This is a genomic window from Streptomyces akebiae, assembly GCF_019599145.1.
Taxonomy (GTDB): domain Bacteria; phylum Actinomycetota; class Actinomycetes; order Streptomycetales; family Streptomycetaceae; genus Streptomyces; species Streptomyces akebiae.
The window spans coordinates 8,997,381-9,019,824 of record NZ_CP080647.1 but is presented as its reverse complement, the minus strand read 5'-3'; the positions used below and the strand labels follow the sequence as shown (position 1 = coordinate 9,019,824).

Sequence of the window (22,444 nt, the reverse complement as noted above, 5' to 3'; positions counted from 1 at the left end):
GCGGTGCCGCGCCCGGCCGGACGGCAGGACCCGGCGCCCGCCGAAGCGATCAGGCGAGGGAGGAGAGACGCGGAAGGAGGTTCTCCGCGACCCCCGTGGCGAACTCGACCGGGTGACGGTCGGGCGTCGCCAGGATCTCGGACACGCCCAGGGCGGCGTACTGCTCGATGTCCGCCAAGGTGCCGGCAACGTCCGCGAGGACCGGGCGGACCAGCAGCACGGTCTTCTCGATGCTGTCGTAGTCGCGCCCCTCGTCGTCGCAATGCGCGCGCAGTACGTCGAGCTTGTGCGACACCTCCGCCGGAGTGGAGCCGAACAGGTTGCAGGCGTCGGCGTAGCGGGCCACCAGCCGCAACGTCTTCTTCTCCCCGCCGCCGCCGATCATGATGGGCGGGTGGGGCCGGCTGAGCGGCCGCGGTTCGCAGAGCGTCTCCGCCAGCTGGTAGTGCTCACCCGCGAAGGGGCCGTTGTCGTCGCTCCACATCTGCAGGCAGACCCTGAGTGTCTCCTCCAGCCGCTCGAAGCGCTCGGCGACCGGCACCACCGGGACGCCGAGACCGAGCTGTTCCCGCTCGTACCATGAGGCGCCGATGCCGAGCCGGCTCCGCCCGCCGGAGAGCACATCCAGCGTGGTCATCGTCTTGGCCAGGATTCCCGGGTACCGGTACATCACGCCGGTGACGAGCATGCCGAGGGTCATCCGCTCCGTCACCGCGGCCAAGTAGCCGAGGGTCGTGTAACCCTCCAGCATGGGTTCCTCGGCGGGAGCCATGGCGTCCATCTGGAAGAAGTGGTCCATCACCGTGAACGACGCCACACCGGCCTGCTCGGCCACGCGGGCGGTCTCGGCCAGCGTGGGAGCGATAAGCGCGGGGTCGTCGGGGGTCGAGTAGTTCCAGTAGTGCAGGCCGAACTTCATCAGGTCGTCCAGGTCCTTTTCGTGTCGTGCGCTGCGGCGCCGTGACCCGAGCCCTCCCCTCGCGGGAACGGCTCGGGCGGCACGGCGAACTGTAAGCGGAGAACGCTCCGATTGACGGGAGCGTAACCGGAGAACTCTCCGGTGGTCCAGATGTACTCTCGGCCGCGTCGTCCCCGGAGCCGACGACAACGCCACCGGACGACAGCTTCACGCCGTCCGCGTCGACGCGTCCCGGCCGGCTCCGTAACGGAGGCCGTCGAGGATCAGGTCGAGCATGCGGCCCGCCCTCTCGCGATGCACCGGGTCGTTGGCGACCAGGGATACGCCGCCGAGGCTGAAACCCACGTCGAGCGGGTCGACATCGGAGCGCAGGAGACCGACGTCGGCACCCGCTCGCAGCAGCGCGCCGATCGCGGCACTGAGCCGGTCGAGACTTTCGGCGAAGGGATCCGCACCGGAGGCGACCACCGCGCGCAGCGCCTCCGCCATGCCGTTCTTGGTGGCCAGGTAGTCGATGAACCGGTCCATCCACAGCCGCATCGCCCTGTCCGGCGGATTGTCGGCCAGCAGTTCGGCGGCGCTGTCGCACACGCGGGCCAGTTCGCTGCGGTAGGCGGCCTCGATGAGCGCCTCACGGGAGGGGAAGTGGCGGTAGAGCGTACCGGGACCGACGCCGGCCGCCTTGGCGATCGCGTCCAGGGAGGCATCGGCGCCTCGCTCGGAGAACGCCCGCGTGGCGACCTCGAGGATGCGTTCCCGATTGCGGCGCGCGTCGGCACGCAGCGGACGCGGTGCACCGGTCACGCCTCCTCCTTCTCCTGGCTGCGCAGGTCCTCGCTGGACACGCGGAGACCCTCCCGTGCGGTTTCCGGGACCCGGAGGGATCTCCGCTCGCACCTTACAAGAGCGGATGCGCGACGACGTGCGGCCCTTGCCTCGCATGAGGCAAGGGCCGCACGGTCGTCCGGCTCACGCCAGGGATATGACGACCGACTTGGTCTTCGTGTACTCCTGGAGTGCCTCCGGGCCGGATTCGCGTCCGTAGCCGGACTGCTTGACACCGCCGAAGGGCATGGAGGGGTCGAGCATGGCCCAGTCGTTGACCCAGACGATCCCGGCCTCCAGGCGGGCGGCGACACGGTGGGCGCGGGCCAGGTCGGACGTGTGCAGACCGGCGGCCAGCCCGTACGCCGTGCTGTTCGCCAGGGCGACGGCCTCGTCCTCCGTGTCGAAGGACTGGACGGTCAGGACGGGGCCGAAGACCTCCTCCTGCACGGTTCGGGCGTCGTTGTCCAGGCCGGTGATGACCGTGGGCTTGTAGTAGTAGCCGCCGCCGAGTTCCAGCCGTTCGCCGCCGACGACGACCTGGCCGCCGTCCTTCCTGGCGAGTTCCACGTACCTCTCGACGTTCTCCAGGTGCCGTTCGCCGGCCATCGGGCCGACCACGGTGGCCGGGTCGAAGGGGTCGCCGACGGGCACCCCGGGCACGGCCTGCGTGAGGATGCCGACGACCGTGTCGTGCAGGGAGCTGTGGACCAGCAGCCGGGGGGCGCCCATGCAGAACTGCCCGGTGTTGTAGACGAATCCCTTGATGACCGCGCCGACGGCCTTCTCCATGTCGGCGTCCTCGAAGAGGATGTGCGGGGCGTTGCCGCCCAGTTCGACGGTCACGGGCTTGAGCTGTTGGCCCGCCGCGCCGGCCACGACGCGTCCGATTCTGGTCGAGCCCGTGAAGGCGATCTTGTCCACGGAGTGGTGGCGCAGCAGAGCCCCACCGACCGCGGCGCCGCCGGTGACCACGTTCACCACACCGGCGGGCACACCGGCGTCGGTGAGGATGTCCGCCATCAGCAGCGCGCTGAGCGACGTGTCCTCGGCCGGTTTGTGCACGACCGTGTTCCCGGCCGCGAGCGCCGGGGCCAGCTTGGAGGAACTCAGGATCAGCGGGAAGTTGAACGGGGTGATCAGGCCGCAGACGCCGACGGGATCCCGCCGGGTGTAGGCATGCGCGGGGATCGGGATCTGCCGGGTGGCACCGTCCAGACTCTGTGCCAGCGCGGAGTAGTACTCATAGGTCTCGGCCGCGGTCTCCACGTCCACCGCCCGGCACAGCGTCACGGGCTTGCCGACGTCCAGGCTTTCGACGGCGGCGATCTCGTCGGCCCGCTCACGAATCAGTTCGCCCACCCGGTGCAGCACACGGGAGCGCTCGCGGGCCGGTGTGCGGGACCACGGTCCCTCGTCGAACGCCTCGCGGGCGGCGGCCACCGCGGCGTCGAGATCGGCCTGGTCGGCCTCCGCGACCGTGGCGACGACCTTGCCGGTGGACGGGTCGACGACATCACGCCGTCCCCCGGCTTCCGCCTCCCGCCACTCTCCGGCGATGAACAGCCTCCCCGGTTCGATGTGCGGCCGTTCCACGCTCATGATCCGCTCGCCTCCTCGGTGCGACCCGTGGCCGTCACCGTGCCGGCGCCGGTCGCGCCACTGCGACCGGCAGGTTGTCGGATGATGACCGCGCACCGGCCGCCGGACAACGAGGAAGGGGGCGCAGCGGAGTAAGTGGAGACAGATGACGTAGCCGGGCCCCGACATTCGGCCTTCGACGGCCCGTCATTCAGGAGTGGTCCTGCTTCAGGGGTCGGGACATTCGTCGCTGGACCAAAAATCTTGAAACTTGAAGAATAGGTCCGTCCCGCTGTCCGTCGAGGAAGGACATGCTCCAAGGAACGCTCTCTCGCACGCAGGCAGGTACTCGGCGCGGGCGCCGCCGTACGCCTACTTCGGTTCGATCGCGAACGGCGGGGTCTACCGGGTCGATCTGGCGGCGTGACCGGCGGCTTCGTCAAGATGTCGTGCTCACCGAGGACGCCGCCTGGTTCACCGAGTCCTTCGGCGCGGCTCCACCGACTGCCGCTGGGGCGGCGTGGCCGTCTCGGCGAGCCCGAGACGATCGAGCTCGGCGGTGACTGGGTGCGGTCCGGCTTCACCGCCAACGGCATCGCCCGCACTCCCGACGGCAGCGGCCTGCTCGTCACCGACGGCGACGCGCCGGCGCTCGTCGGCCGCACTCTCCACGTGGTCCAGCCGACGCCGAACAGGTGGACGTCATCCGACCGAACCGGTCGGAACGCGTGACACCGCGAACGGGGTGATCAGGGACGACCGTTTCGACCTGTCCACCACCGCCGCCGTGCACCGGGGCCGTCTCCACCTGCCCAACTCACGTTTCAGCGCTCCGGTCCGGGACGCCGACACGCCGTACGACGCCGTCCGCGTACCGCTCGTCCCACGGTCGGTCACCGGGTGATCGCGACCTGAGTGTGCCCCGGACGCCGACGCGTTCCGGGGCACAGCCGGGAGGAGGACGACAGGAGGCGGGGCTCAGCCGCCCGGGACCGTGACGGTGTGCGCCTCGGTGAAGGTGAGCAGGCCGTCCTGACCCATCTCACGTCCGATGCCGCTCTGCCGGAAACCGCCGAAGGGGGCCCGGTCGTCACACACGACGGCGTTGGCGTGGTTGACCCATGTGGTGCCGGTGCGCAGACGCTCCGCGACGGCGGAGGCACGAACCGGGTCGGCGCTCCAGACCGAGGAGCACAGCCCCGACCAGTCGTTGTTGACGTGGTCCACCACGGGGTCGAGGTCGTCGAACGGCAGGATCGGCAAGGCGGGGCCGAACTGCTCCTCGGTGACGATCCGCAGGCCCGGCTCGGGGTCGAGGACGAGCGCGGGGCGCAGGAAGTGGCCGCCGGAGGACGCGACACCCTCCTGCAGCGTGCCCAGTTCGCGGATCTCGGCCCCGGCGTCGGCCGCCTCGGCCAGCATGGCGAGCACCTTCCCGCGCTGGGCCGCGCTGTTGAGCGGACCCATGGTCGAGGCGGGGTCGGAGCCCGGTCCCACACGGTGGGTGTCGAGGGAGGCGGACAGCTTGGCGACGAGTTCCTCGTAGCGCGACCTGTGGACGTACACCCGCTTGACCGCCATGCAGACCTGCCCACTCGTCAGGAACGCGCCCTGTGCCAGGCGGCCGATGTGCTCCTCGGACAGGTCGGCGTCGTCCAGGACGATCGCGGGATCGTTGCCGCCGAGTTCCAGCGTCACCGAGGCCAGACTCCGCGCGGCGGCGGCCATGATGGTCCGGCCGGCGGCGGTGCTGCCGGTGAACACGATCTTCCGCACCCGCGGATCGGTGAGCACCGGGGCGACCGCGTCGTTGTCGCCGGTGACGACGTTCAGCACGCCTGCCGGGAGTCCCGCGGCGAACCGCTCCAGGGTGTGCACCAACGCCAGCGGCACGGTGGGCGGAGGCTTGACGACGGCGGTGTTCCCGGCGAGCAGCGCGTACGGCAGGCTCGCTCCGAGGATCGCGATCGGCCAGTTGAACGGCACGATGACGGTGACCACGCCCATGGGCAGTTGATGGATCCGTGAGTCCAGCGGCGGACCGGCGAGGTGCCGCACCCGGTCCAGGGTGTCGACCAGGTCGAGCGCCGCCCGCGTACGTGCGACGAACACCCCCATCTCCACCTGGCTCTCGAATGAGATCTTCCCGTTCTCGCGGGTCATCAGGGCCGCACGGTCGGCCGCGCTGTCGTCGAGCGGGCCGAGCGCCTGCTCGATGATCTCCGCGCGCCGCCGGGCGGGCATGCCGGCCCAGCCGGGGAAGGCGGCGTCGGCGGCGGCGACCGCCGCGCGGGCCTGCTCCTGTGTCGCCGCGGCGGCGTAGCCGACGATCCGGTCCGGGGCGGCGGGATCGTGGACTGCGGTGTGGCTGTCGGTCTCGACGGTCTTGCCGTCGATCAGCAGTCCGGTCCGCACCGTGGCGGCCGGTGGTTCCTCTGGTCTGGTACCAACCTCTTGGGACATGCGGCTCTCCTGGTGGTGATGTCTCTCCTGGCGGATGCTCCTGGCGGGTGAGGTCTCGCCTGGCGGTGGTGTGCGTGCGCGGCCGGACGGCGGACCCGCGCCCCTGCTGCTGCGGACCGTCCGCCGGGCACGTGCCGACGCGGCACGGGCCCGTTTCGCGGTGGTGTTCCGGTCGTGGCGTACGGTCAGATGCTCTCGATGGCTTCGAGGTCGAGCGGGGTGGGCCGGAACTCCTGCAGTCGGTTCGCGTACGCGTCGGCGAAGAGCTCGCTCACCGCATCGGTGGTCCAGCCGCCCGGCCGGAGCTGTGTCGCGACCTCGGCGGGGTGCGTCCACAGGGCGATCCGGTCGCCTCCGGCGGCGACGGCCTGCCCGGTGACATGGCCCGACTCCTTCGACGCCAGGTACACGATCAGCGGGGCGACATCGTCCGGCGAGCCCAGCCCCTGGCGGCGGACTCCCTCGGGAATCGGCTCGCCCGCGTCCGCCTTCGCCACGAGGTCACCGACGCGGGGCATGGTCGCGACCATGCGGGTCAGGGCGGTCGGCACGACGGCGTTGACGGTGACGTCGATCTTCCCGAGTTCGAGAGCCCAGGTACGGGTCATCGCGACGATCGCGCCCTTGGCGGCCGAATAGGCGGTCTGGCCGAAGCTGGCGCGCTGTCCCGCGGGTGACCCCACGAGGATGAGCCGGCCGCCGTCGCCCTGCTCGCGGAAGCGGGCCGCCGCGGCCCGGCCGCAGGTGAACGTTCCGCGCAGATGACTGGTGACGACGAGGTCGAAGTCCTCGTCGGTGACGTTGCGCAGGGTCCTGTCCCGCAACGCGCCGGCGTTGGTGATCATCACGTCGAGGCGGCCGAACTCGGCGACGGCACGCTCGACCAGAGCGTCGGCGAACTCGGAGCTGCCGACCGCGCCGACATGGGCGACGGCCGTGCCTCCCGCCGCGGTGATCGCGTCGACTGTTTCGGCGGCCACGTCGGCGTCGAGGTCGTTCACGACGACAGCGGCACCCGCTGCCGCCAGCGCACGGGCGTAGGACCGCCCGAGGCCGCGGCCCGCACCCGTGACGATGGCGACTCGGCCGTCGAGCATGTTGTCCTCCTGAACAGGGAGATCGGTAGGGCTTTTCCCCGAGCCTGACAGGCTCCGGGCCGCGAAGGATCTGCCCGATGACGGTTTCCGCTGCCGTCCTGTGTCCCGGCGGAACCGGGACAAGTGTCGCGCTCGGAGGCGTCGCTCACCGCGGCGGTCCTTCCGGTCGTCGCCGATGCGCACCGCTCGGCACTCGGCGACACGCACGGCTCGGCGCTCAGCCGCGCGGCGGTACCAGTCCCTGCCGTACGGCGAACAGCGCCGCCTGGGTACGTGACGTGAGCCGGAGTTTGCGCAGCACGTTGCTCACGTGCGTACGGGCCGTGCGCTCGCTGATCACCAGCTCGTCGGCGATCTGCTGGTTGGACCGCCCCTCGGCGACGAGGACGAGGACATCACGCTCGCGGCCGGTGAGCGCGGCGAGCCCGGTCGGTGGCGCCACGATCTTCTGGGTGAGCCCCCGGGCCACCGCGGGATCGAGGAAGACCTCTCCCCCTGCCGCCGCGCGGATCGCGGAGACCACCTCGCCGGCATCCGCGTCCTTGAGCAGATAACCCTCGGCCCCCTGCGCGAGGGCGGCGTGGACGCGCTCCATCTCGCCGAAACTGGTGAGCACCACGACCCGTACCCCGGGGTGCTGCTCCTTGATCAGCCCGATCGCGGTGGAGCCGTCCATCCTGGGCATGAGCAGGTCGATCAGCACCACGTCCGGCAGCTCGCCATGGGCCGCCATCGCGTCCAGCCGGGCGAGCGCCTCCTGCCCGTCGGCCGCTTCCGCGGCGACCTCCATGTCGTCCAGGACTTCCAGGTAGGCGCGGATGCCACGGCGTACGACGGCGTGGTCGTCCACGATCAGCACCCTGGTCGGCCGGGGCGCCCCGCCGCTCAGAGCCGCACCGTCAGCGGGGTGTTCGCGGAGCTGTCCGGGTCCTCGGGGGACGAGTCCGGCACCTGTACGGGCAGGGGTATGACCACGCGCACGGTCGTACCCCTCGGCGCGCGCGATCTGATCCTCATGGTGCCGCCCCATCGTTCCGCCCTTTCCCGCATGGTCGTCAGTCCGTAGCCCTCCCCGTCTCTCCCTGCACCGACGCCCCGGTCGCCGTCCGGGGGAACCGGGCGTCCGCCCGCGTCCCGCAGTCCGCGGCCGTTGTCGGAGACGCTCGCGGTGAGGGTGTGGCCGTGGACACCGAGGCGGACGGTGGCAAGGGTGGCCTCCGCGTGTTTGACCACGTTGTGGATGGCCTCCGCGATGATCCGGTAGGCGTCCTCGGCGAGTTCGGGGTCGATCGAGTCCAGTCCTCGCCCGAGCCGGAGCCGGAAGTCCAGACCGGTCCGGTTCTCGGTGCTCTTGACGAGCGTGTGCACCGTCTCCTCCAGACCGAGGTCGGCGGTGGAGGACGGGCGCAGTTCGTGCACCATGGCCCTCAGGTCGGCGAGCACGGTCCGCGAGAGCGTTCCGATCTCGTCCGCGAAGTGCTGGACGGCCTCGGCGGGCACCGGTACGCCGCGCGTCCCGAGTACTCCCACCGCGTTGGCCTGCATGCCGATGGAGAACACCTGCTGGACGATCGAGTCGTGCAGATCACGGGCCAGCCGCTGGCGTTCGTCCTGCCGGGCTCCGTCGCGTTCGCGCTGCAGCAGCGTGGCGTAGTCGACGGCGAGGGCGGCCTGTTCGGCCATGGCGGCGAGGAACTCCAGCGTGCGTGTGCCGACCTCCTGGCCCGGCGCGAAGTACGCGTTCAGCACGCCTTCGGCGCGGCCGCGCACCGTCAGCGGCACGCTGACGAAGGAGTCCCAGGCCAGTTCGCCGAGGTAGTCGTGCAGCGGTTCCCAGGCCGGGTCCGAGCGGATCTCCGCCCATCGGTGGGGGACGACGATCGGTTCTCGTTCTTTCAGGGTGTCGAGCATGACCAGCCGGGCGCCCCGGTCGCGGCACTCCAGCAGACGGTCGAGGAACGTGTCCGAGCGTCGTAGCCCGGCGGAGCCCATCAGCCGCAGTTCCCGGCCCGTGCTGTCCAGGATCAGGATCTGCACCCCGGCCAGTCCGTCGGTCCGGACGATCTGCCGGGCGACGGCGTCGAGGGTCGAGCCCAGTGATCCCTCGGAGGCCAGGGAGACGGAGGTGCGGGCGATGGCCGCGACCCTGCGGTAGCGGTGCTCCTCGTCCGTCACGTCGCGGAACGACACGACCTTCAGGCTCGGGTCGGCGGGCAGGTTGCGGGCCCGGTAGGCGAACTCGCGGCGCGTCCCGGAGCCGGTGACCCAGTAGGCCACCTGCTCGTCCGACTGGTCCTCCAGCAGGCCCGGGCAGGCGGTGGGTTTCGTCATGAGAGCGAACGGAGCGGGGACACCGATCAGATCGGCCTCCCGACGTTCCCCGCACAGCGCGACGGCCGCGGGGTTCAGCTGGACGAAGCAGCCGGCGCAGTCCACCACCGCGAGGCCGTCCACCGTCGCCTGGGCCACGTCTTCCCACGCGACGCGCCGTGCAGCGGACATGGCCTATCTCCTCATCAGCTGCGTGCGACGGATCCCACGGGGGGGCGGGGCGCATGGACTGGCGGAAGGGACTGGTGGAGGCGTCGGGATACGGCCGACGGCAGCATCGTAGCCCGGTGCGCCGACGGCGGTGCTACGTCATTTGACCTGTTCATCGCCTGTCGAAGCGCCGAGCGGGTTCGGTCATTGCTCGCGTTCCCCCCTCCGACGGCACCCGCCTAGCCTGGGGATCCACCTCGTCGGATCCCGTTCCTCTCCCCCGGACCGGATCCGGCGAGGTTCGTGGGACGGGCTCGGCCGCACGGCCGGTCCGGGCCCGCGCCGCCCTGGTGTCCGATCCCCGAGGACGAGGAGGTCTGAGGAATGGACGTGTCCATCGGCACGATCTGGGAGGCGGTCTCCCGCGCCCTGCCCGATGCCGTCGCCATCGCCGAGCCCGGCCGCGAGCTGACCTACCGGGAGTTCGACGAGCGTGCGTCACGGCTGGCCGCCGCGCTGGAGGTCGCCGGGGTGCGGGCCGGCGACACGGTGGCCTGCTACCTGTACAACGGGGCCGCGTATCTGGAGACGGTCTTCGCGGCGTTCAAGCTCGGCGCCGTGCCGGCGAACGCCAACTACCGTTACACCGGCGAGGAGTTGTCCGAGCTGCTCACGGACGCGGACGCGGCGGCGCTCGTCTTCAGTGGCGCCCTGGCGGACCGGGTCACGCACGCCGCCGCACACGTACGGACGTTGAAGCTGCTCGTGCGGGCGGGGGATCCGCCCGCCGAAGGCCCGGCCGGGCCCGCGGTGCCCGAGTTGGAAGAGCTGCTCGCGACGCACCCGCCCCGCGCGGCCCGGCCCCGGCCCGGCTCGGACCGGCTCTTCATGTACACCGGCGGCACCACGGGCAAGCCGAAGGGTGTGATGTGGCAGCTGAGCGACCTGCTCCACTCCATCCCGATCCTCCGCCAGGCGGGCGTCACCGAACTGCCGAAGACGCTCGACGAATGGGCGGCGACCGCGGTCGCCGCCCACCACGAAGGCAGAGCGCCCACCACCATGCCGGTGGTTCCTCTGATGCACGCCACCGGTCTGTTCAACACCATGGGCACCCTGCTGGTGGGCGGCCGGGCGGTCATGGCACGGCAGGGCGGACTGGATCCGGTCCATGTCTGGCAGACGCTCGCCGAGCGCGAGATCGACACCCTGCTCGTCGCGGGCAACGCCGTCTGCCGACCGCTCGTCGACGAACTGGTGCGCGCCGAAGGCACCGGCACACCGTACGACCTGCGTTCCCTGCGCACGGTCCTCAGCTCCGGCACCGCTCTCGACGACCGGCTGAAGAAGGCGCTGCACGAACGCGCCGACGTCACGGTCCTCGACGCCATCGCCTCCAGCGAGGGCGGCCCCTTCGCCCTGGCGGTCACCTCGTCGGTACGGGAGCTGCCGGCCCGGTTCCGTCCGGTGCCCGCGACCAGGGTGATCGGCGAGGGTGACCGTTTCGTCGAACCCGGCAGCGGGGAGACCGGGATCCTCGCCTACTGCGGTCCCATGCCGCTCGGCTACTACAAGGACACCGGGAAGAGCGCCCGGACGTTCCGCACCATCGACGGGGTGCGGTACGCCATCCCCGGCGATCTCGCCCAGATCGAGGCCGACGGCGCGATCAGGTTCCTCGGGCGCGGCTCGGGCGTGATCAACACCGGCGGGGAGAAGGTGCACCCGCAGGAAGTCGAGGACGTGCTGCTGACGCACCCCGAGGTGAAGGACTGCGTCGTCGTCGGTGTCCCCGACGAGACCTGGGGCGAGCGGGTGGCTGCCGTCGTCGCGGTCGGACCGGCCGCCACCGCCACCGGCGAGGAACTGCGCGACTGGGTCCGGCGCAGCCTCGCCGGTTACAAGGTCCCGCGGTCCGTCGTGCTGACGGACGTCCTGCCCCGTACGCCGACGGGCAAGCTCGAAGTCGCCTGGGCCAGGAGGACGGCCCAGAAGGCCGGTTCGGCGGGAGTCTGACGGCCGTTGCAGGACGACGGGCCGTTGCAGGACGACGGGGCCCAGGGCCGACATAACCGATGACGTCTGACCGGGCGCCCCGGGCCGCCGGCGGTGATCCGCTCGGTGAGCCGAACCTCTTACCGGACCCGCTTCTGTCGGGTCCGCGGGCCCGCGACTCGGCGGTCCGCCACCGGCACGCGAGATCGCCGACATCCCGGCCCACGCCGACCGTCCCGTCGGCACGCCGATCCGTTCGGTCATCCCGGCCATCCGGGTCCGCCCGGGCCATCCCGGTCCGCCCGGGCCATCCCGGTCCGCCCGGGCCCGTCCGATCCAAGGAGCCCCCATGACCCCCGCAACGTCCCGACCCTCCGACGGCGCCGCGCCGCCCCAGACCACGGGGACGCCGGCATGACCGCGGCCACGCACATCTGGGTGCCCTTCCGCGGCACCTCCCTGTTCGTCGAGTTCACGCGGGCATCGGACGCCCCGGACCGCGCCGCCGGTCACCGGCGGCTGCTGGCCGACGCCGTCCCGTCGGACGGCGTCACGCGGGACGACCGTTACGGCGAGCCCCTGTGGCGGGTCGACGCGGAGCATCTGCACACCGTGGTGGAAGCCCTGTGGGGCACGGACCACCCGTTGCACATCCACCTCGACCAGGCCCCGCCCGGCACGGCCGGAAGACCGTCAAGCGCGACGAATGACGTAGTCGGGTCGTGACCTTTCTCCGTCCGGGTCCGGTCATTAGCGCGATGACCTGCGCATTCCCCACCATTAGCGTCGAAGGTGCCACCGCGCCACCGACCGTGCCGAGGAGCTGACACGCATGACGAGCCCGTCGACCGCCGCCCTGGCCGCGCTCCCGCTCGGGACGGCCGCGGCCACGACCACCCCGGCGCCACGCGACACCGAGTACGACGGCACAGTCACCGTGCTGTCCCGCAAGCCGGCGGCGGACGGCGTCACGTCCCTGGTGCTCGCACCGCGCGACGGCGTACCGCTGCCGCGCTGGCAGCCGGGCGCACACATCGACGTCGTCCTCCCCACGGGCACCGTCCGCCAGTACTCGCTGTGCGGTCCGACGGCCGTCACCGACTGCTGGCGCATCGCGGTGCTGCGGGAGCCCGCCGGACGCGGCGGATCGCAGTGGATCCACGACGAGGTCCGCGAGGGGAGCGAGCTGCGGATACGCGGCCCGCGCAACAACTTCCCCCTGCGGAAGGCCTCGCGGTACCTGTTCGTCGCCGGCGGCATCGGCATCACCCCACTGCTGCCGATGATCGGCGAGGCCTACGCGGCGGGGGCCGAATGGTCCCTGCTCTACGGGGGTCGGAGCCGGGCGTCGATGGCGTTCCTGTCCGAGCTGGCGGGCTACGGCGAGCGCGTGACCGTACGGCCGCAGGACGAGTACGGCCTGCTGGACCTCGCCGGCCACCTCGGCGAACCCGATCCCTCCGCCCTGGTGTACTGCTGCGGCCCGGCCGGTCTGATCGACGCGGTCGAGGCCCACTGCGCCACCTGGCCGGCGGGATCGCTCCACGTGGAGCGGTTCGCCGCGACGCCGGGGCAGCACCCGGGTGACGGCGAGGGCGACGAGCCGTTCGAGGTGGAGCTGCGCTCGTCCGGGGTGACGCTCACCGTGCGGCCGGGACAGTCGGTGCTCGGGGCCGTGGCAGCGGCGGGCGCACCGGTCATGTCCTCCTGCGAGGAGGGCATTTGCGGCTCCTGCGAGACCGCCGTCCTGGCGGGCGAGATCGACCACCGGGACTCCCTGCTCACCGATGACGAGCGGGCCGCCGGCGACACCATGCTGATCTGCGTCTCCCGCGCCCGCGGCGGCCGCCTCGTCCTGGACCTCTGACTCCTGGGCCTCTGACATCTGGGCCTCTGACTCCTGCGCCTCGACCCGCCGCCCGAAGAAGACTTCGAAGAGAAAGGCGTTGCCCTCATGCTCTCCTCACACGTGCGCAACGGCTGGTACCTGGGAGCCTGGTCCGACGAGATCGGCCGGACGCTCACCCGCCGCTGGATCACGGACATCCCGGTCTGCTTCTACCGGCTGCCCGATGGCAGCGTGACCGCCGTCGAGGACCGCTGCCCCCACCGCAAGTACCCGCTGTCCCTGGGCCACTTGGACGACGAGGGCACCCTCCAGTGCGACTACCACGGTTACCGCTTCGACGGGCAGGGCGTGTGCGTCGGCGTCGCCGAGCAGGCCGACCGGCCCAAGGCCGCCCTGCGCCGCTTCCCGCTGGTCGAGAAGGACGGCGCCATCTGGATCTGGCCCGGCGAGGCCGACCTGGCCGACGCGAGCCTGCTGCCCGACACCTCGTGGCTGACCGACCCGCGCTGGACCCACGTACACGGCGTCGTACCGCTGAAGGCGCGCCATCTTCTGCTGGTGGAGAACCTGCTCGACCTCACGCACGAGACCTTCCTGCACCCGACGAGCATCGGCAACGCGGCCGTCGCCGCCACGCCGATCGACGTCACCGTGGACGGCGACCGGGTCGGCTTCAGCCGTCGCATGGTCGGCATCGAGGCCCCGCCGTTCTACGAGAAGTCCTGCGGACTGACCTCACCGGTGGACCGCTGGCAGGACGGCGAGTTCCACCCGCCCGGCATCTTCGTCCTCCACATCCGCGTCGCGGCCACCGGCACCGAGGAACCGGAGGGCTTCCACATGAAGGTGCTGTACGGCATGACGCCCGCGCTCGGCAACGAGACCCACGATTTCTACGCCCTGGCCCGCGACTACCTCATCGACGACGAGGACCTCACCGAGTTCCAGCACAAGCAGCAGCTCGCGGTGATGCAGGAGGACGTCGACGCCCTGGAGGCCCAGGAGTTGATGTACGCCACGGACCCGGGCGGCACCGCCGAGTCCAGCATCCGCTCCGATCTGGCCGCCCTGCGCGGACGCCGGGCGCTGGCGAAGATGCTGGCCCGCGAACAGCGAGGGAACGTTCCGGCATGAGCGTCTTCGTCCTCCTGCACGGAGCCTGGCACGGCGGATGGGTGTGGCAGCGCGTGGCCCCGAGACTGCGCGCCGCCGGGCACGAGGTGCACGCCCCCACCCTCACCGGGGTGAGCGACCGTGCCCACCTGCTCAGTCCCCAAGTGGGCCTGGCGACGCACATCCAGGACGTCGTGGCCCTGATCGAGGCCCACGACCTGCGGGACGTCGTGCTCGTCGGGCACAGCTACGCCGGTCAGGTCGTCACCGGGGTCGCGGACCGCGTTCCGGAGCGGCTGTCCAGGCGGCTCTACCTCGACGCCTTCGTCGGTGCCGACGGGGACGCGGCGATCGACCTGCTGCCCGCCACCGTCGCCGGGCACTACCGGGAGTCCGTGGCCGGGCCCGGCTTCGGCTGGCTCATCCCGGTACGCTCACTGAGCGTTCTGGGTGTGGAGGAACAGTCGGACCTGGACTGGCTCGGGCCCCGGCTGTCCCCGCACCCGTGGCTGACCTACACCGAGCCGTTGAGGCTGACCGGCAAGGCCGACCAGGTGCCCGGTGTCTTCGTCGAATGCACCGACTGGATGCGGGTGTTCACCCCGCACGCCGAGCGCGCCGCCGCCCGGGGCTGGCCGGTCCACGAGATCGCCACCGGTCACGAGGCCATGGTCACCGCCCCCGGTGAACTGGCCGACGTGTTGCTGGATCTGGCCTGAAGCCCTGAAAGGCAGGACACCACATGGAATTCCTCGTCCGCACCGAGAACACCCTGCCCCCCGACACCCCCGACGACGTCCGTGAGAGCCTGCGCAAGGGCGAGCGCGCACGGGCACAGGAACTCCGCGAGGCCGGGATCCTCAAACGGCTGTGGCGGGTCCCCGGCCGCAACGCGACCATCGGGCTGTACGAGGCGGCCGACCCGGCGGAGCTGCACGACGCACTGGTGTCCCTGCCGATGTGGAAGTGGATGGACATCACCGTGGAGGCCCTGGCCACCCATCCGCAGGAGAAGGCACCGTGACCACGCGGAGCGCTCGGGTCGCGGTGGTCACGGGCGCGGCGGGCGGGCTCGGCGGGCCCATCGTGCGCCGGCTGGCCGCCGACGGGTGCACCGTCGCCGCCCTGGACATCACCGAACCGGACGACACGGCGGGGTCCGGCGACGGGGCGGGGATCACCGGCGTACGGGCCTGGCGTTGTGACGTCAGTGACCCGGCCGCCACGCGCCGTACCGTCGAGGAGATCGCGGAGACCTACGGCGGCGTGGACGTCCTGGTCAACAACGCGGGCCTGCTGTCCGGCCGGAGCGGTCTGCTGGAGGCCACTCCGCAGGAACTGCACCGCTTCTTCGCCGTCAACGCCGTCGGCCCGCTGCTCATGGTGCAGGCGTGCGTGCCGTGGCTGGTCAAGAGCGCACACCGGGGTCGGGTGATCAATGTCGCCTCCCGCACCTTCTTCACCGGCTCACCGGGCCAGCTCGCCTACGTCGCCAGCAAGGGCGCGCTGATCGGCATGACGCGGGTGATGGCGCGAGAACTGGGCGAGCACGGGATCACCGTCAACGCGGTGGCCCCTGCCCAGGTCGCCACCCCCGGCACCAGGGCCCACTCCGGCGACGAGGTCTTCGCCGCGACCATGCGGCAGCAGGCGATCCGGGAGTACGTCACCCCGGAGCACTTCGCGGGGCTCGTCTCCTATCTGGCCTCGCCGGACGCGGCCATGGTCACCGGTCAGACGCTCGTCTGCGACGGCGGTGGACTGCTGCACTGACCGGCCGCCCGGAAACGACAGCGGAAGGGGAGGGAGAGGAAGGACCATGTCGACCCGCACACCCCACATCACGGGTACCTACGTCTTCGACACCGCCGACAACCGTCGAGGGTGGGCGCTGAACCGGCTCTGCGGCTCGTTGAAGGACGCCGACAACCGCGTGAGATTCAGCGCGGACGAGGGGGCGTACTGCGAGGCGTACGGACTCACGGCCGAGCAGCGCGAGGCGGTCCTGGGCCGGGACTGGACGCGGATGCTGGAGCTGGGCGGCTCCATCTTCTACGTCTTCAAACTCGCGGTGCTGGACCAGAAGTCCATGCAGTACCTCGGGGGCGTGTTCACCGGCATGACCACCGAGGAGTTCGCTCAGGCACTGGAAGCGGGAGGGCGGAGCTTTGGCTGAGGTGACGTGGGGTCTGGCGACCTCGCACGTGCCGTCGATCGGCGCGGCGATGGACCGCGGGAAGACCGCGGACCCGTACTGGAAACCGCTGTTCGACGGGTACGCGCCGGCCCGGGAGTGGATGGCCCGGCACACGCCGGACGTGGCCGTGGTCGTCTACAACGACCACGCCAACGCCGTCGACCTGTCCGTCACACCGACCTTCGCGATCGGCGCGGCGGCCTCGTACGAGGTGGCGGACGAAGGATGGGGCAGCCGCCCGGTCCCGACCGTCGTCGGCGCACCGGAGTTCTCCGACCACCTCGTCGAAAGCCTGATCGACTCCTCCTTCGACATCACGGTGTTCCAGGACCTCGCCGTGGACCACGGTCTGACCGTGCCGCTGTCGGTGTACTGCCCCGACCCCGGGGAGAGCTGGCCGTGCGCCGTCGTCCCCGTCCTGGTCAATGTCATCCAGTACCCGCAGCCCACGGCGGCCCGGTGCCTGGCCCTGGGAAAGGCCCTCGGCGAGGCGATCCGTTCCTTCCCCGAGGACCTCAAGGTCGCTGTCTTCGGCACCGGCGGCATGTCCCACCAACTCGCGGGCGCCCGCGCCGGGTTGATCAACCAGGACTTCGACCGGATGTACCTCGACGCCATCGAGCACGACCCGGAGAAGCTGGCAGCGCTGACCCGGGAGGACTACATCCGCGAGGCCGGTTCGGAGGGCATCGAGCTCATCATGTGGCTGATCATGCGCGGCGCCCTCGGGCCACGAATCCGCCGCGTGCACGATGCCTACCACGTGCCCGCCTCCAACACGGCGGCCGGGATGGTGCTGTTCGAGAATCTGAGCCCCGTCTCGTCGGAACGCTCGGCCACTGCCTGAGGCCACGGCCGGAGAGTCGTCACCCTGCGGCAGCAGCGTGCGGGACTCCAGCGTGAGGGCGGTGTGGGGACGGTGCCACGGCCTGGCCGGGCGTACGCGCAGTCGCGGTGGGCCCGATCCCTGCCACCTCCGGCCCCAGCCGTCGAGATGGCGTGCGAGGACCCGGTCCATCCGGAGCGACCACGCCCTGCGGAGACGCCGGTCGGGGGCCCTGACATCCACGGAGCAGGACTCGCCCTCGTACGTCCGCACGGTCACTCCGAGGATCCGGCCGAGACCCGTGACGGTCGTGGTCACGGCGCCGATCTCCGCCCATGAGAACTCGATCTCGGTGGTGTCGGCCTGGAGCAGGACACCCTCCTCGTCCACCACGACGCGGCTGCGGTCGGCGGCGGCCATGACGATGTTGCCCGGCTTCAGGTCGCGGTGGACGAGTCCGCACGCGTGGATGGCCCGCAGAGCCTCCGCGAGTGCGGCCCCGAGCTGCCTCACCGTTCCCTCCTCCATGGGCCCGTCGGTCGCCGGCCGGGCAGCGAGGGTGGGTCCGGGAACGTACGCGGTCGCCGGCCAGGGAGGGAGGCGCGCCGTCCGGTTCGGCGTCCACAACCGGTGCCGTATGGAAGCCGCCGACCCGGCGCGCCGCTTCGATCTCCACGCGGAAACGGGCCCGGAAGGCGGGATCGACGGCCGGCTCGGGGCGTGCCACCTTCACGGCGACAGCACGTCCGCCACGCGACCGTGCGAGATACACGGTCCCCATCCCGCCGGAGCCGAGTTCACGCTCGACCACGTACGGCCCGATCCGCATGGCGGTCACGGCCCCTCCCCCTGCCACCCGGCTGCGGGGGCGGGGGCGGGGGCGGGGGCGGGGGGCGTCCTCAGTATGCCCGGGTACGGACACGCTCAATAGCACATGAATGCACTCAGCGTCGCCGCCGCGGATCCGGGTCGGTCACGCCCTGGTGGCGGCGGCGATGAGGGACTGGAGCTGTTCGGCGGTGTGGTCGAGGGGCTGGGTGCTGCGCTTGGCGCGGCACATGGCCACCGTCCCCTCGACCGCGGCGACGACGAGTGTCGCGAGCTGCGCGGCCTGCTCGGTTTCGGCACCGTGCTCCCGCAGGGAGGCGGCCAACAGGGTCTCCCACAGCTCGAAGACCTCGGCCGCGGCCGCCAAGGCGGGCGGGACCTCGTCGGCCGGGGGCTCCTCGATGGCGACCGCCAGGACGGGGCATCCGGCATGGAAGTCGCTCTCCACGACGATCCTGCGCCACAGGTCGAGAAAGGCACTCAGGCCTGCGGCGGGCCCCGCCTCCAGCTCTCTGCGCAGGCTCCGGGCCACCCAGTCGCCGGTGTAGCGGACGGCTTCCGTGGCCAACTGCTGCTTGCCCTGGGGGAAGTAGTGATAGGTCGAGCCGAGCGGCGCCTTGGCGTGCTTGGCCATCTCCCGGATGCTCGTGGCGCTCAGACCACGCCGACTGATCATGTCGGCGGCACCGGCCACGATCCGATCGCGCGACGGCGCGCTGCTCTTGGGCATCTGCTACGTCCCCTCTGGCTATAACGTTCGTCATAGTCTACCGTGATCCGCGTCCTCGGCGATCGTCACAGGAACCTCGCGCCCATGCCGCCACGCCGGGAAGGCGGTCTCGACACCGTCTCCCTCCGCACCCGGGCGTGAAACCGCCCTGTCGAACGCCGAAGGCGCCCGGACCACCGCCGAGGACGACCCTCACCACACAGAGACACCTGATGAACTCGCCTCTCTCCGCCTCAAGCCGCACCCCGCAGGATCCGGCAGCCGAGAACCTGAAGCACCAGCGAGAAGCGATCGCCGCTCTCGGCCACGAGTTGCGCCTGCTCGTCGATGCGACCGTCCGCACCGAGGCCTCCCCGGAAACCACGCAGCGCCTGGCGGACGGCGTCCGAGCCCTCACCGGACAGCTCATCGGCCGCCGCCGCTCACCGGCGGACATCCCGGAGGTGGACGAATTCCCGGGCGGGGTACGGATGTACAGCCCCGTCACCGGTCCCGGCAGCCCGATGGCCCCGCCGATGCGGGTGGCTCCGTACGAAGGCGGCGTCGTGGGTCGGTGCCTCCTCGGCATCGCCCATGAAGGACCACCCGGCTACGGACACGGCGGCATCAGCGCCATGCTCCTCGACGAACTGATGGGCTGGGCATGCGCCGCCGCCGGCAGACCGGGCATGACCATCTCACTCCAGACGCGCTATCGGGGACCGGTTCCCCTGGAAACCCCCTTGCGGGTACGCGCCCACGTCACGGCGACCGACGACCGCAAGATCTACACGAAGGGCTCGATCGCCACGGAAGAGGCCCCGTCCACCGTGCTCGTGGAGGCGGACGGCATCTTTGTCGCACCGGACCCGGACGTCGCACGCGCCCTTTTCCCGATCCTCGACAACGCGCAGTAGGCCACTGGCGGTTCACGCATGCAGATGGAGATCCGGGCGGCCGCGATCCGCGGCATCGATCGGCTGATCGATGATCTCGGTGGCGACGGAACGGCGCTGTTGGCCGAGTTCGGCGTTTCGCCCGGTGATCTGGATTCCGAGCACGGGCTGTTGCCGACGGTGACGGCCGGGCGGATCCTGCGCACGGCCACGAAGAAGCTGGACTGTCCGGATTTCGGCCTGCGTCTGGCGGCGTACCAGGACATGTCGATGCTCGGGCCGCTGGCCCTCGCGGTCGAGAACTGCGACACGGTCGGCGAGGGGCTGGACTGCGCGTCACGATTCCTGTTCGTGCACAACCAGGGCATTCGTCTGCGGCGTGAACGGGATCCCGAACACTATGCGGGCGTGGGGGCGGTCGAGTACCGGATGCTGCATCCGGACATCCCGTACGAGCCGCAGACGATCGACGCGGGTCTGGGGCTGCTGCACCGCAACCTCGTCACGATGAGCGGGGGATACGAACTGCTCGGGGTCTACCTGCCCCACCCGCCGCTGACCGACGAGTCGGTGTACACCGACTTCTTCGGGGCGCCGGTCCGGTTCGACACCGGCCGCGCCCTGCTGCGGGTGCCGACGAAGCTCTTCGCCCAGCCGATGTCGACCCCGGTCGATCCCGAACTGCGCCGCATGGTCGTGGAGTACCTGGAGGCGCACTACACCGATCCTCGCGAGAGCGTCACGGCCATGGTGCGATCGGCGATCAGCGGCGCGCTCGGTACGGTGCCGGCGCGGATCGATCTGGTCGCGCAGTGGCTGCACATGCATCCACGCACGTTGCAGCGGCGACTGGCGCAGGAGGGCACCTCGTTCCAGGCGATCCTCGACGACGTCCGCAAGAACGCGGCACACCGGTTGCTGACGCGGAGCGACATGCCGCTCTCGCAGGTCGCGTCGTCGGTGGAGCTGGCCGGACAGGCGGCACTGACCCGTGCCGCGCGCCGTTGGTTCGGCAGGACGCCGACGCAGGTTCGTCGTGACGCCGGGCGTATGTCCGCCGCAGCGCGTGTCGCGCAGAGGTAAATTTCTGTCGCCCAGGGTTAAGCGGAGCCCTCTGAGCGCTTCCATACTCGGGTGCCATGACCCACTCCCCGCACCCCGTCCCGCTGCCCGGCCATGTCGACGTCCTGATCGTCGGGGCGGGGATCTCCGGTATCGATGCCGCGTACCGGGTGCGGTCGCGGTGTCCCGATCGGTCGTACGCCGTGGTGGAGTCCCGCGAGTCCCTGGGCGGGACGTGGGATCTGTTCCGGTATCCGGGCGTCCGCGCCGACTCCGACATCTACACGCTCAGCTTTCCGTTCCAGCCGTGGACCGGCGACAACTCCATGGCCGACGGGGACGAGATCCTCGACTACCTCCGGCGCACGGTGGAGCGGTTCGACATCGACCGCCACATCCACTGCTCCACGAAGGTGGTCGCGGCCGACTGGTCCGGCGCGACGGCCCGTTGGACCGTCACCGTCGAGCAGGGCGCCGGCGCGGACGGGCCGCGGCGGTCCACCGTGACCTGCTCGTTCCTCTACCTGTGCACCGGCTACTACGACTACGAGCGCGGGCACGACCCGCGGTTCCCGGGCGTCGAGTCCTTCGCCGGCACGGTGGTCGAGCCGCAGTTCTGGCCGGACGGACTCGACCACACCGGCAAGCGCGTCGTCGTGATCGGCAGCGGCGCGACCGCGATCACGGTGGTCCCCGCGATGGCACGTGACGCGGCAAAGGTGACCATGCTGCAGCGCACCCCGACCTGGATCAGCGCGTTGCCGCGGCGGGACCGGTTCGCCGCCAGGGTCCGGCGCCGGCTGCCCGCCGGACCGGCGCACCGGGTCATCAGGGCACGCAACGCCGCCTACTCCAACGGCTTCTACCACTACTGCCGACGCTTCCCCGACCGGGCGCGGACGCTGCTGACCAGGGCCGCCGCGCGTCGGATCGGCGAGGACACGGTACGGGAGCACTTCACCCCGCCGTACGCGCCGTGGGACCAGAGGGTGTGCATCACGGCGGACGCGGACCTCTTCAAGGCGATCCAGCGCGAGGAGGTCGACGTGGTCACCGATCACATCGAGAGCTTCGTCGCCGAGGGGATCCGCTTGCGGTCGGGCCGGGTGCTGCCGGCCGACATCGTGGTGACCGCGACCGGGCTGCGCATGCTGGCGTTCGGCCACATCGCGGTGAGCCTCGACGGCGAGCCGGTCGACCCCGCGCGTCACCTGCTGTGGCGGGGCGCCATGCTCAGCGACGTGCCGAACTTCGCCCTCTGCTTCGGCTACGTCAACCTCTCCTGGACGATGCGGGCCGATCTCACCGCGCGGCTGGTGTGCCGCGTCCTCAACCACATGCGCCGCGCGGACCTCGCGGCGGTCACGGCGGCCGCGGAGCCCGGCGTCCGCGAACGGCCCATGGTCGAGCTGGCGTCCGGGTACGTCCAACGGGGCGTCCAGAGCTTCCCCCGGCAGGGCCACCGCGCCCCGTGGCGGATGCGCCAGACCTATCTGCTGGACGTGGCCGACATCGCGCGCGCGAGCCTGCGCCGCGAGTTGCGCGGCGTGCCCCGCGCGGCGGTGCGTCCGGCCGGCGACGACGTCCGGACGGGAGGCTGACC

Annotated in this window: 22 protein-coding genes and 1 pseudogene; 14 read left to right on the top strand and 9 right to left on the bottom strand. The window is 71.2% G+C overall.

Annotated elements, in window-relative coordinates; all coding sequences use genetic code 11:
- Positions 1 to 49 precede the first annotated feature (49 nt).
- The 3 genes from K1J60_RS39210 to K1J60_RS39200 form a co-directional block, all read right to left on the bottom strand.
- Positions 50 to 919 carry an LLM class F420-dependent oxidoreductase gene (locus K1J60_RS39210; protein ID WP_220650362.1) on the bottom strand — a complete coding sequence of 290 codons (870 nt, stop codon included), beginning with the start codon at positions 917 to 919 and terminating at the stop codon, positions 50 to 52.
- A 207-nt stretch (positions 920 to 1,126) separates the two neighbouring features.
- Entirely contained in the window at positions 1,127 to 1,723 is a 597-nt protein-coding gene (locus K1J60_RS39205) for a TetR/AcrR family transcriptional regulator (protein ID WP_220650361.1), read from the bottom strand.
- Positions 1,724 to 1,888: 165 nt separating this feature from the next.
- Positions 1,889 to 3,346, bottom strand: a complete 1,458-nt coding sequence (locus K1J60_RS39200) for an aldehyde dehydrogenase family protein (protein ID WP_220650360.1) — start codon at positions 3,344 to 3,346, stop codon at positions 1,889 to 1,891.
- 402 nt (positions 3,347 to 3,748) lie between these two features.
- Here K1J60_RS39200 and K1J60_RS39195 point away from each other — a divergent pair, with 402 nt between their 5' ends.
- Positions 3,749 to 4,057 (top strand): hypothetical protein, encoded by a 309-nt coding sequence (locus K1J60_RS39195; protein ID WP_220650359.1) that lies wholly within the window; start codon positions 3,749 to 3,751, stop codon positions 4,055 to 4,057.
- A 13-nt stretch (positions 4,058 to 4,070) separates the two neighbouring features.
- Positions 4,071 to 4,229 carry a hypothetical protein gene (locus tag K1J60_RS39190; protein ID WP_220650358.1) on the top strand — a complete coding sequence of 53 codons (159 nt, stop codon included), beginning with the start codon at positions 4,071 to 4,073 and terminating at the stop codon, positions 4,227 to 4,229.
- Positions 4,230 to 4,303: 74 nt separating this feature from the next.
- On the opposite strand, the gene K1J60_RS39185 is transcribed toward K1J60_RS39190, so the two are convergent.
- The 4 genes from K1J60_RS39185 to K1J60_RS39170 all read right to left on the bottom strand — a co-directional run bounded on the left by K1J60_RS39185 (position 4,304) and on the right by K1J60_RS39170 (position 9,387).
- Positions 4,304 to 5,788 (bottom strand): aldehyde dehydrogenase family protein, encoded by a 1,485-nt coding sequence (locus K1J60_RS39185; RefSeq protein ID WP_220650357.1) that lies wholly within the window; start codon positions 5,786 to 5,788, stop codon positions 4,304 to 4,306.
- Positions 5,789 to 5,973: 185 nt separating this feature from the next.
- Positions 5,974 to 6,885, bottom strand: coding sequence for an SDR family NAD(P)-dependent oxidoreductase (locus tag K1J60_RS39180; protein ID WP_220650356.1), 912 nt, complete (start codon positions 6,883 to 6,885; stop codon positions 5,974 to 5,976).
- Between the two features lie 217 nt (positions 6,886 to 7,102).
- On the bottom strand, positions 7,103 to 7,744 hold the full coding sequence (locus K1J60_RS39175; RefSeq protein WP_220650355.1) for a response regulator: 642 nt from the start codon (positions 7,742 to 7,744) through the stop codon (positions 7,103 to 7,105).
- 26 nt (positions 7,745 to 7,770) lie between these two features.
- Positions 7,771 to 9,387, bottom strand: a complete 1,617-nt coding sequence (locus K1J60_RS39170) for a sensor histidine kinase (protein ID WP_220650354.1) — start codon at positions 9,385 to 9,387, stop codon at positions 7,771 to 7,773.
- A 363-nt stretch (positions 9,388 to 9,750) separates the two neighbouring features.
- Between K1J60_RS39170 and K1J60_RS39165 the strand changes: the two genes are divergently transcribed.
- The 9 genes from K1J60_RS39165 to K1J60_RS39125 all read left to right on the top strand — a co-directional run bounded on the left by K1J60_RS39165 (position 9,751) and on the right by K1J60_RS39125 (position 17,367).
- Positions 9,751 to 11,382, top strand: a complete 1,632-nt coding sequence (locus tag K1J60_RS39165) for an AMP-binding protein (RefSeq protein WP_220650353.1) — start codon at positions 9,751 to 9,753, stop codon at positions 11,380 to 11,382.
- Between the two features lie 393 nt (positions 11,383 to 11,775).
- On the top strand, positions 11,776 to 12,087 hold the full coding sequence (locus K1J60_RS39160) for a hypothetical protein (protein ID WP_259408103.1): 312 nt from the start codon (positions 11,776 to 11,778) through the stop codon (positions 12,085 to 12,087).
- A gap of 106 nt (positions 12,088 to 12,193) precedes the next feature.
- On the top strand, positions 12,194 to 13,228 hold the full coding sequence (locus tag K1J60_RS39155) for a PDR/VanB family oxidoreductase (RefSeq protein ID WP_220650352.1): 1,035 nt from the start codon (positions 12,194 to 12,196) through the stop codon (positions 13,226 to 13,228).
- Between the two features lie 87 nt (positions 13,229 to 13,315).
- Positions 13,316 to 14,344 carry an aromatic ring-hydroxylating dioxygenase subunit alpha gene (locus K1J60_RS39150; protein WP_220650351.1) on the top strand — a complete coding sequence of 343 codons (1,029 nt, stop codon included), beginning with the start codon at positions 13,316 to 13,318 and terminating at the stop codon, positions 14,342 to 14,344.
- Entirely contained in the window at positions 14,341 to 15,042 is a 702-nt protein-coding gene (locus K1J60_RS39145; protein WP_220650350.1) for an alpha/beta hydrolase, read from the top strand. The genes K1J60_RS39150 and K1J60_RS39145 overlap by 4 nt, the downstream gene beginning before the upstream one ends.
- Positions 15,043 to 15,065: 23 nt before the next feature.
- The gene (locus tag K1J60_RS39140) at positions 15,066 to 15,347 is read left to right on the top strand and encodes a muconolactone Delta-isomerase family protein (RefSeq protein ID WP_220650349.1); all 282 of its coding nucleotides are present in this window, start codon (positions 15,066 to 15,068) and stop codon (positions 15,345 to 15,347) included.
- On the top strand, positions 15,344 to 16,096 hold the full coding sequence (locus K1J60_RS39135; protein ID WP_220650348.1) for an SDR family NAD(P)-dependent oxidoreductase: 753 nt from the start codon (positions 15,344 to 15,346) through the stop codon (positions 16,094 to 16,096). Before K1J60_RS39140 ends, K1J60_RS39135 begins: the two co-directional genes overlap by 4 nt.
- Positions 16,097 to 16,142: 46 nt before the next feature.
- The gene (locus tag K1J60_RS39130; RefSeq protein WP_220650347.1) at positions 16,143 to 16,499 is read left to right on the top strand and encodes a protocatechuate 3,4-dioxygenase; all 357 of its coding nucleotides are present in this window, start codon (positions 16,143 to 16,145) and stop codon (positions 16,497 to 16,499) included.
- A gap of 1 nt (position 16,500) precedes the next feature.
- The gene (locus tag K1J60_RS39125; RefSeq protein WP_220651903.1) at positions 16,501 to 17,367 is read left to right on the top strand and encodes a class III extradiol dioxygenase subunit beta; all 867 of its coding nucleotides are present in this window, start codon (positions 16,501 to 16,503) and stop codon (positions 17,365 to 17,367) included.
- Between the two features lie 371 nt (positions 17,368 to 17,738).
- On the opposite strand, the pseudogene K1J60_RS46370 reads toward K1J60_RS39125, so the two are convergent.
- Positions 17,739 to 18,175, bottom strand: a pseudogene (locus K1J60_RS46370) (protein kinase domain-containing protein); the annotation flags it as partial.
- Between the two features lie 144 nt (positions 18,176 to 18,319).
- On the bottom strand, positions 18,320 to 18,904 hold the full coding sequence (locus K1J60_RS39120; RefSeq protein ID WP_220650346.1) for a TetR/AcrR family transcriptional regulator: 585 nt from the start codon (positions 18,902 to 18,904) through the stop codon (positions 18,320 to 18,322).
- A gap of 212 nt (positions 18,905 to 19,116) precedes the next feature.
- Here K1J60_RS39120 and K1J60_RS39115 point away from each other — a divergent pair, with 212 nt between their 5' ends.
- From K1J60_RS39115 to K1J60_RS39105, 3 genes are read left to right on the top strand one after another with little or no spacing between them, the layout of a single operon-like run.
- Positions 19,117 to 19,800 (top strand): PaaI family thioesterase, encoded by a 684-nt coding sequence (locus K1J60_RS39115; protein ID WP_220650345.1) that lies wholly within the window; start codon positions 19,117 to 19,119, stop codon positions 19,798 to 19,800.
- Positions 19,801 to 19,818: 18 nt separating this feature from the next.
- A complete protein-coding gene (locus K1J60_RS39110) occupies positions 19,819 to 20,862 on the top strand; it encodes an AraC family transcriptional regulator (RefSeq protein WP_220650344.1) in 1,044 nt (347 codons plus the stop codon).
- A gap of 56 nt (positions 20,863 to 20,918) precedes the next feature.
- The gene (locus K1J60_RS39105; RefSeq protein WP_220650343.1) at positions 20,919 to 22,442 is read left to right on the top strand and encodes a flavin-containing monooxygenase; all 1,524 of its coding nucleotides are present in this window, start codon (positions 20,919 to 20,921) and stop codon (positions 22,440 to 22,442) included.
- Positions 22,443 to 22,444 lie beyond the last annotated feature (2 nt).

Excerpts from the sequence above, each read along its gene's own strand:
- K1J60_RS39185 (WP_220650357.1), bottom strand. The coding sequence starts at position 5,788 with ATGTCCCAAGAGGTTGGTACCAGACCAGAGGAACCACCGGCCGCCACG.
- K1J60_RS39200 (WP_220650360.1), bottom strand. The coding sequence starts at position 3,346 with ATGAGCGTGGAACGGCCGCACATCGAACCGGGGAGGCTGTTCATCGCC.
- K1J60_RS39130 (WP_220650347.1), top strand. The coding sequence starts at position 16,143 with ATGTCGACCCGCACACCCCACATCACGGGTACCTACGTCTTCGACACC.
- K1J60_RS39115 (WP_220650345.1), top strand. The coding sequence starts at position 19,117 with ATGAACTCGCCTCTCTCCGCCTCAAGCCGCACCCCGCAGGATCCGGCA.
- K1J60_RS39180 (WP_220650356.1), bottom strand. The coding sequence starts at position 6,885 with ATGCTCGACGGCCGAGTCGCCATCGTCACGGGTGCGGGCCGCGGCCTC.
- K1J60_RS39110 (WP_220650344.1), top strand. The coding sequence starts at position 19,819 with ATGCAGATGGAGATCCGGGCGGCCGCGATCCGCGGCATCGATCGGCTG.
- K1J60_RS39170 (WP_220650354.1), bottom strand. The coding sequence starts at position 9,387 with ATGTCCGCTGCACGGCGCGTCGCGTGGGAAGACGTGGCCCAGGCGACG.
- K1J60_RS39155 (WP_220650352.1), top strand. The coding sequence starts at position 12,194 with ATGACGAGCCCGTCGACCGCCGCCCTGGCCGCGCTCCCGCTCGGGACG.
- K1J60_RS39145 (WP_220650350.1), top strand. The coding sequence starts at position 14,341 with ATGAGCGTCTTCGTCCTCCTGCACGGAGCCTGGCACGGCGGATGGGTG.
- K1J60_RS39210 (WP_220650362.1), bottom strand. The coding sequence starts at position 919 with ATGAAGTTCGGCCTGCACTACTGGAACTACTCGACCCCCGACGACCCC.
- K1J60_RS39165 (WP_220650353.1), top strand. The coding sequence starts at position 9,751 with ATGGACGTGTCCATCGGCACGATCTGGGAGGCGGTCTCCCGCGCCCTG.
- K1J60_RS39105 (WP_220650343.1), top strand. The coding sequence starts at position 20,919 with ATGACCCACTCCCCGCACCCCGTCCCGCTGCCCGGCCATGTCGACGTC.
- K1J60_RS39140 (WP_220650349.1), top strand. The coding sequence starts at position 15,066 with ATGGAATTCCTCGTCCGCACCGAGAACACCCTGCCCCCCGACACCCCC.
- K1J60_RS39160 (WP_259408103.1), top strand. The coding sequence starts at position 11,776 with ATGACCGCGGCCACGCACATCTGGGTGCCCTTCCGCGGCACCTCCCTG.
- K1J60_RS39120 (WP_220650346.1), bottom strand. The coding sequence starts at position 18,904 with ATGCCCAAGAGCAGCGCGCCGTCGCGCGATCGGATCGTGGCCGGTGCC.
- K1J60_RS39150 (WP_220650351.1), top strand. The coding sequence starts at position 13,316 with ATGCTCTCCTCACACGTGCGCAACGGCTGGTACCTGGGAGCCTGGTCC.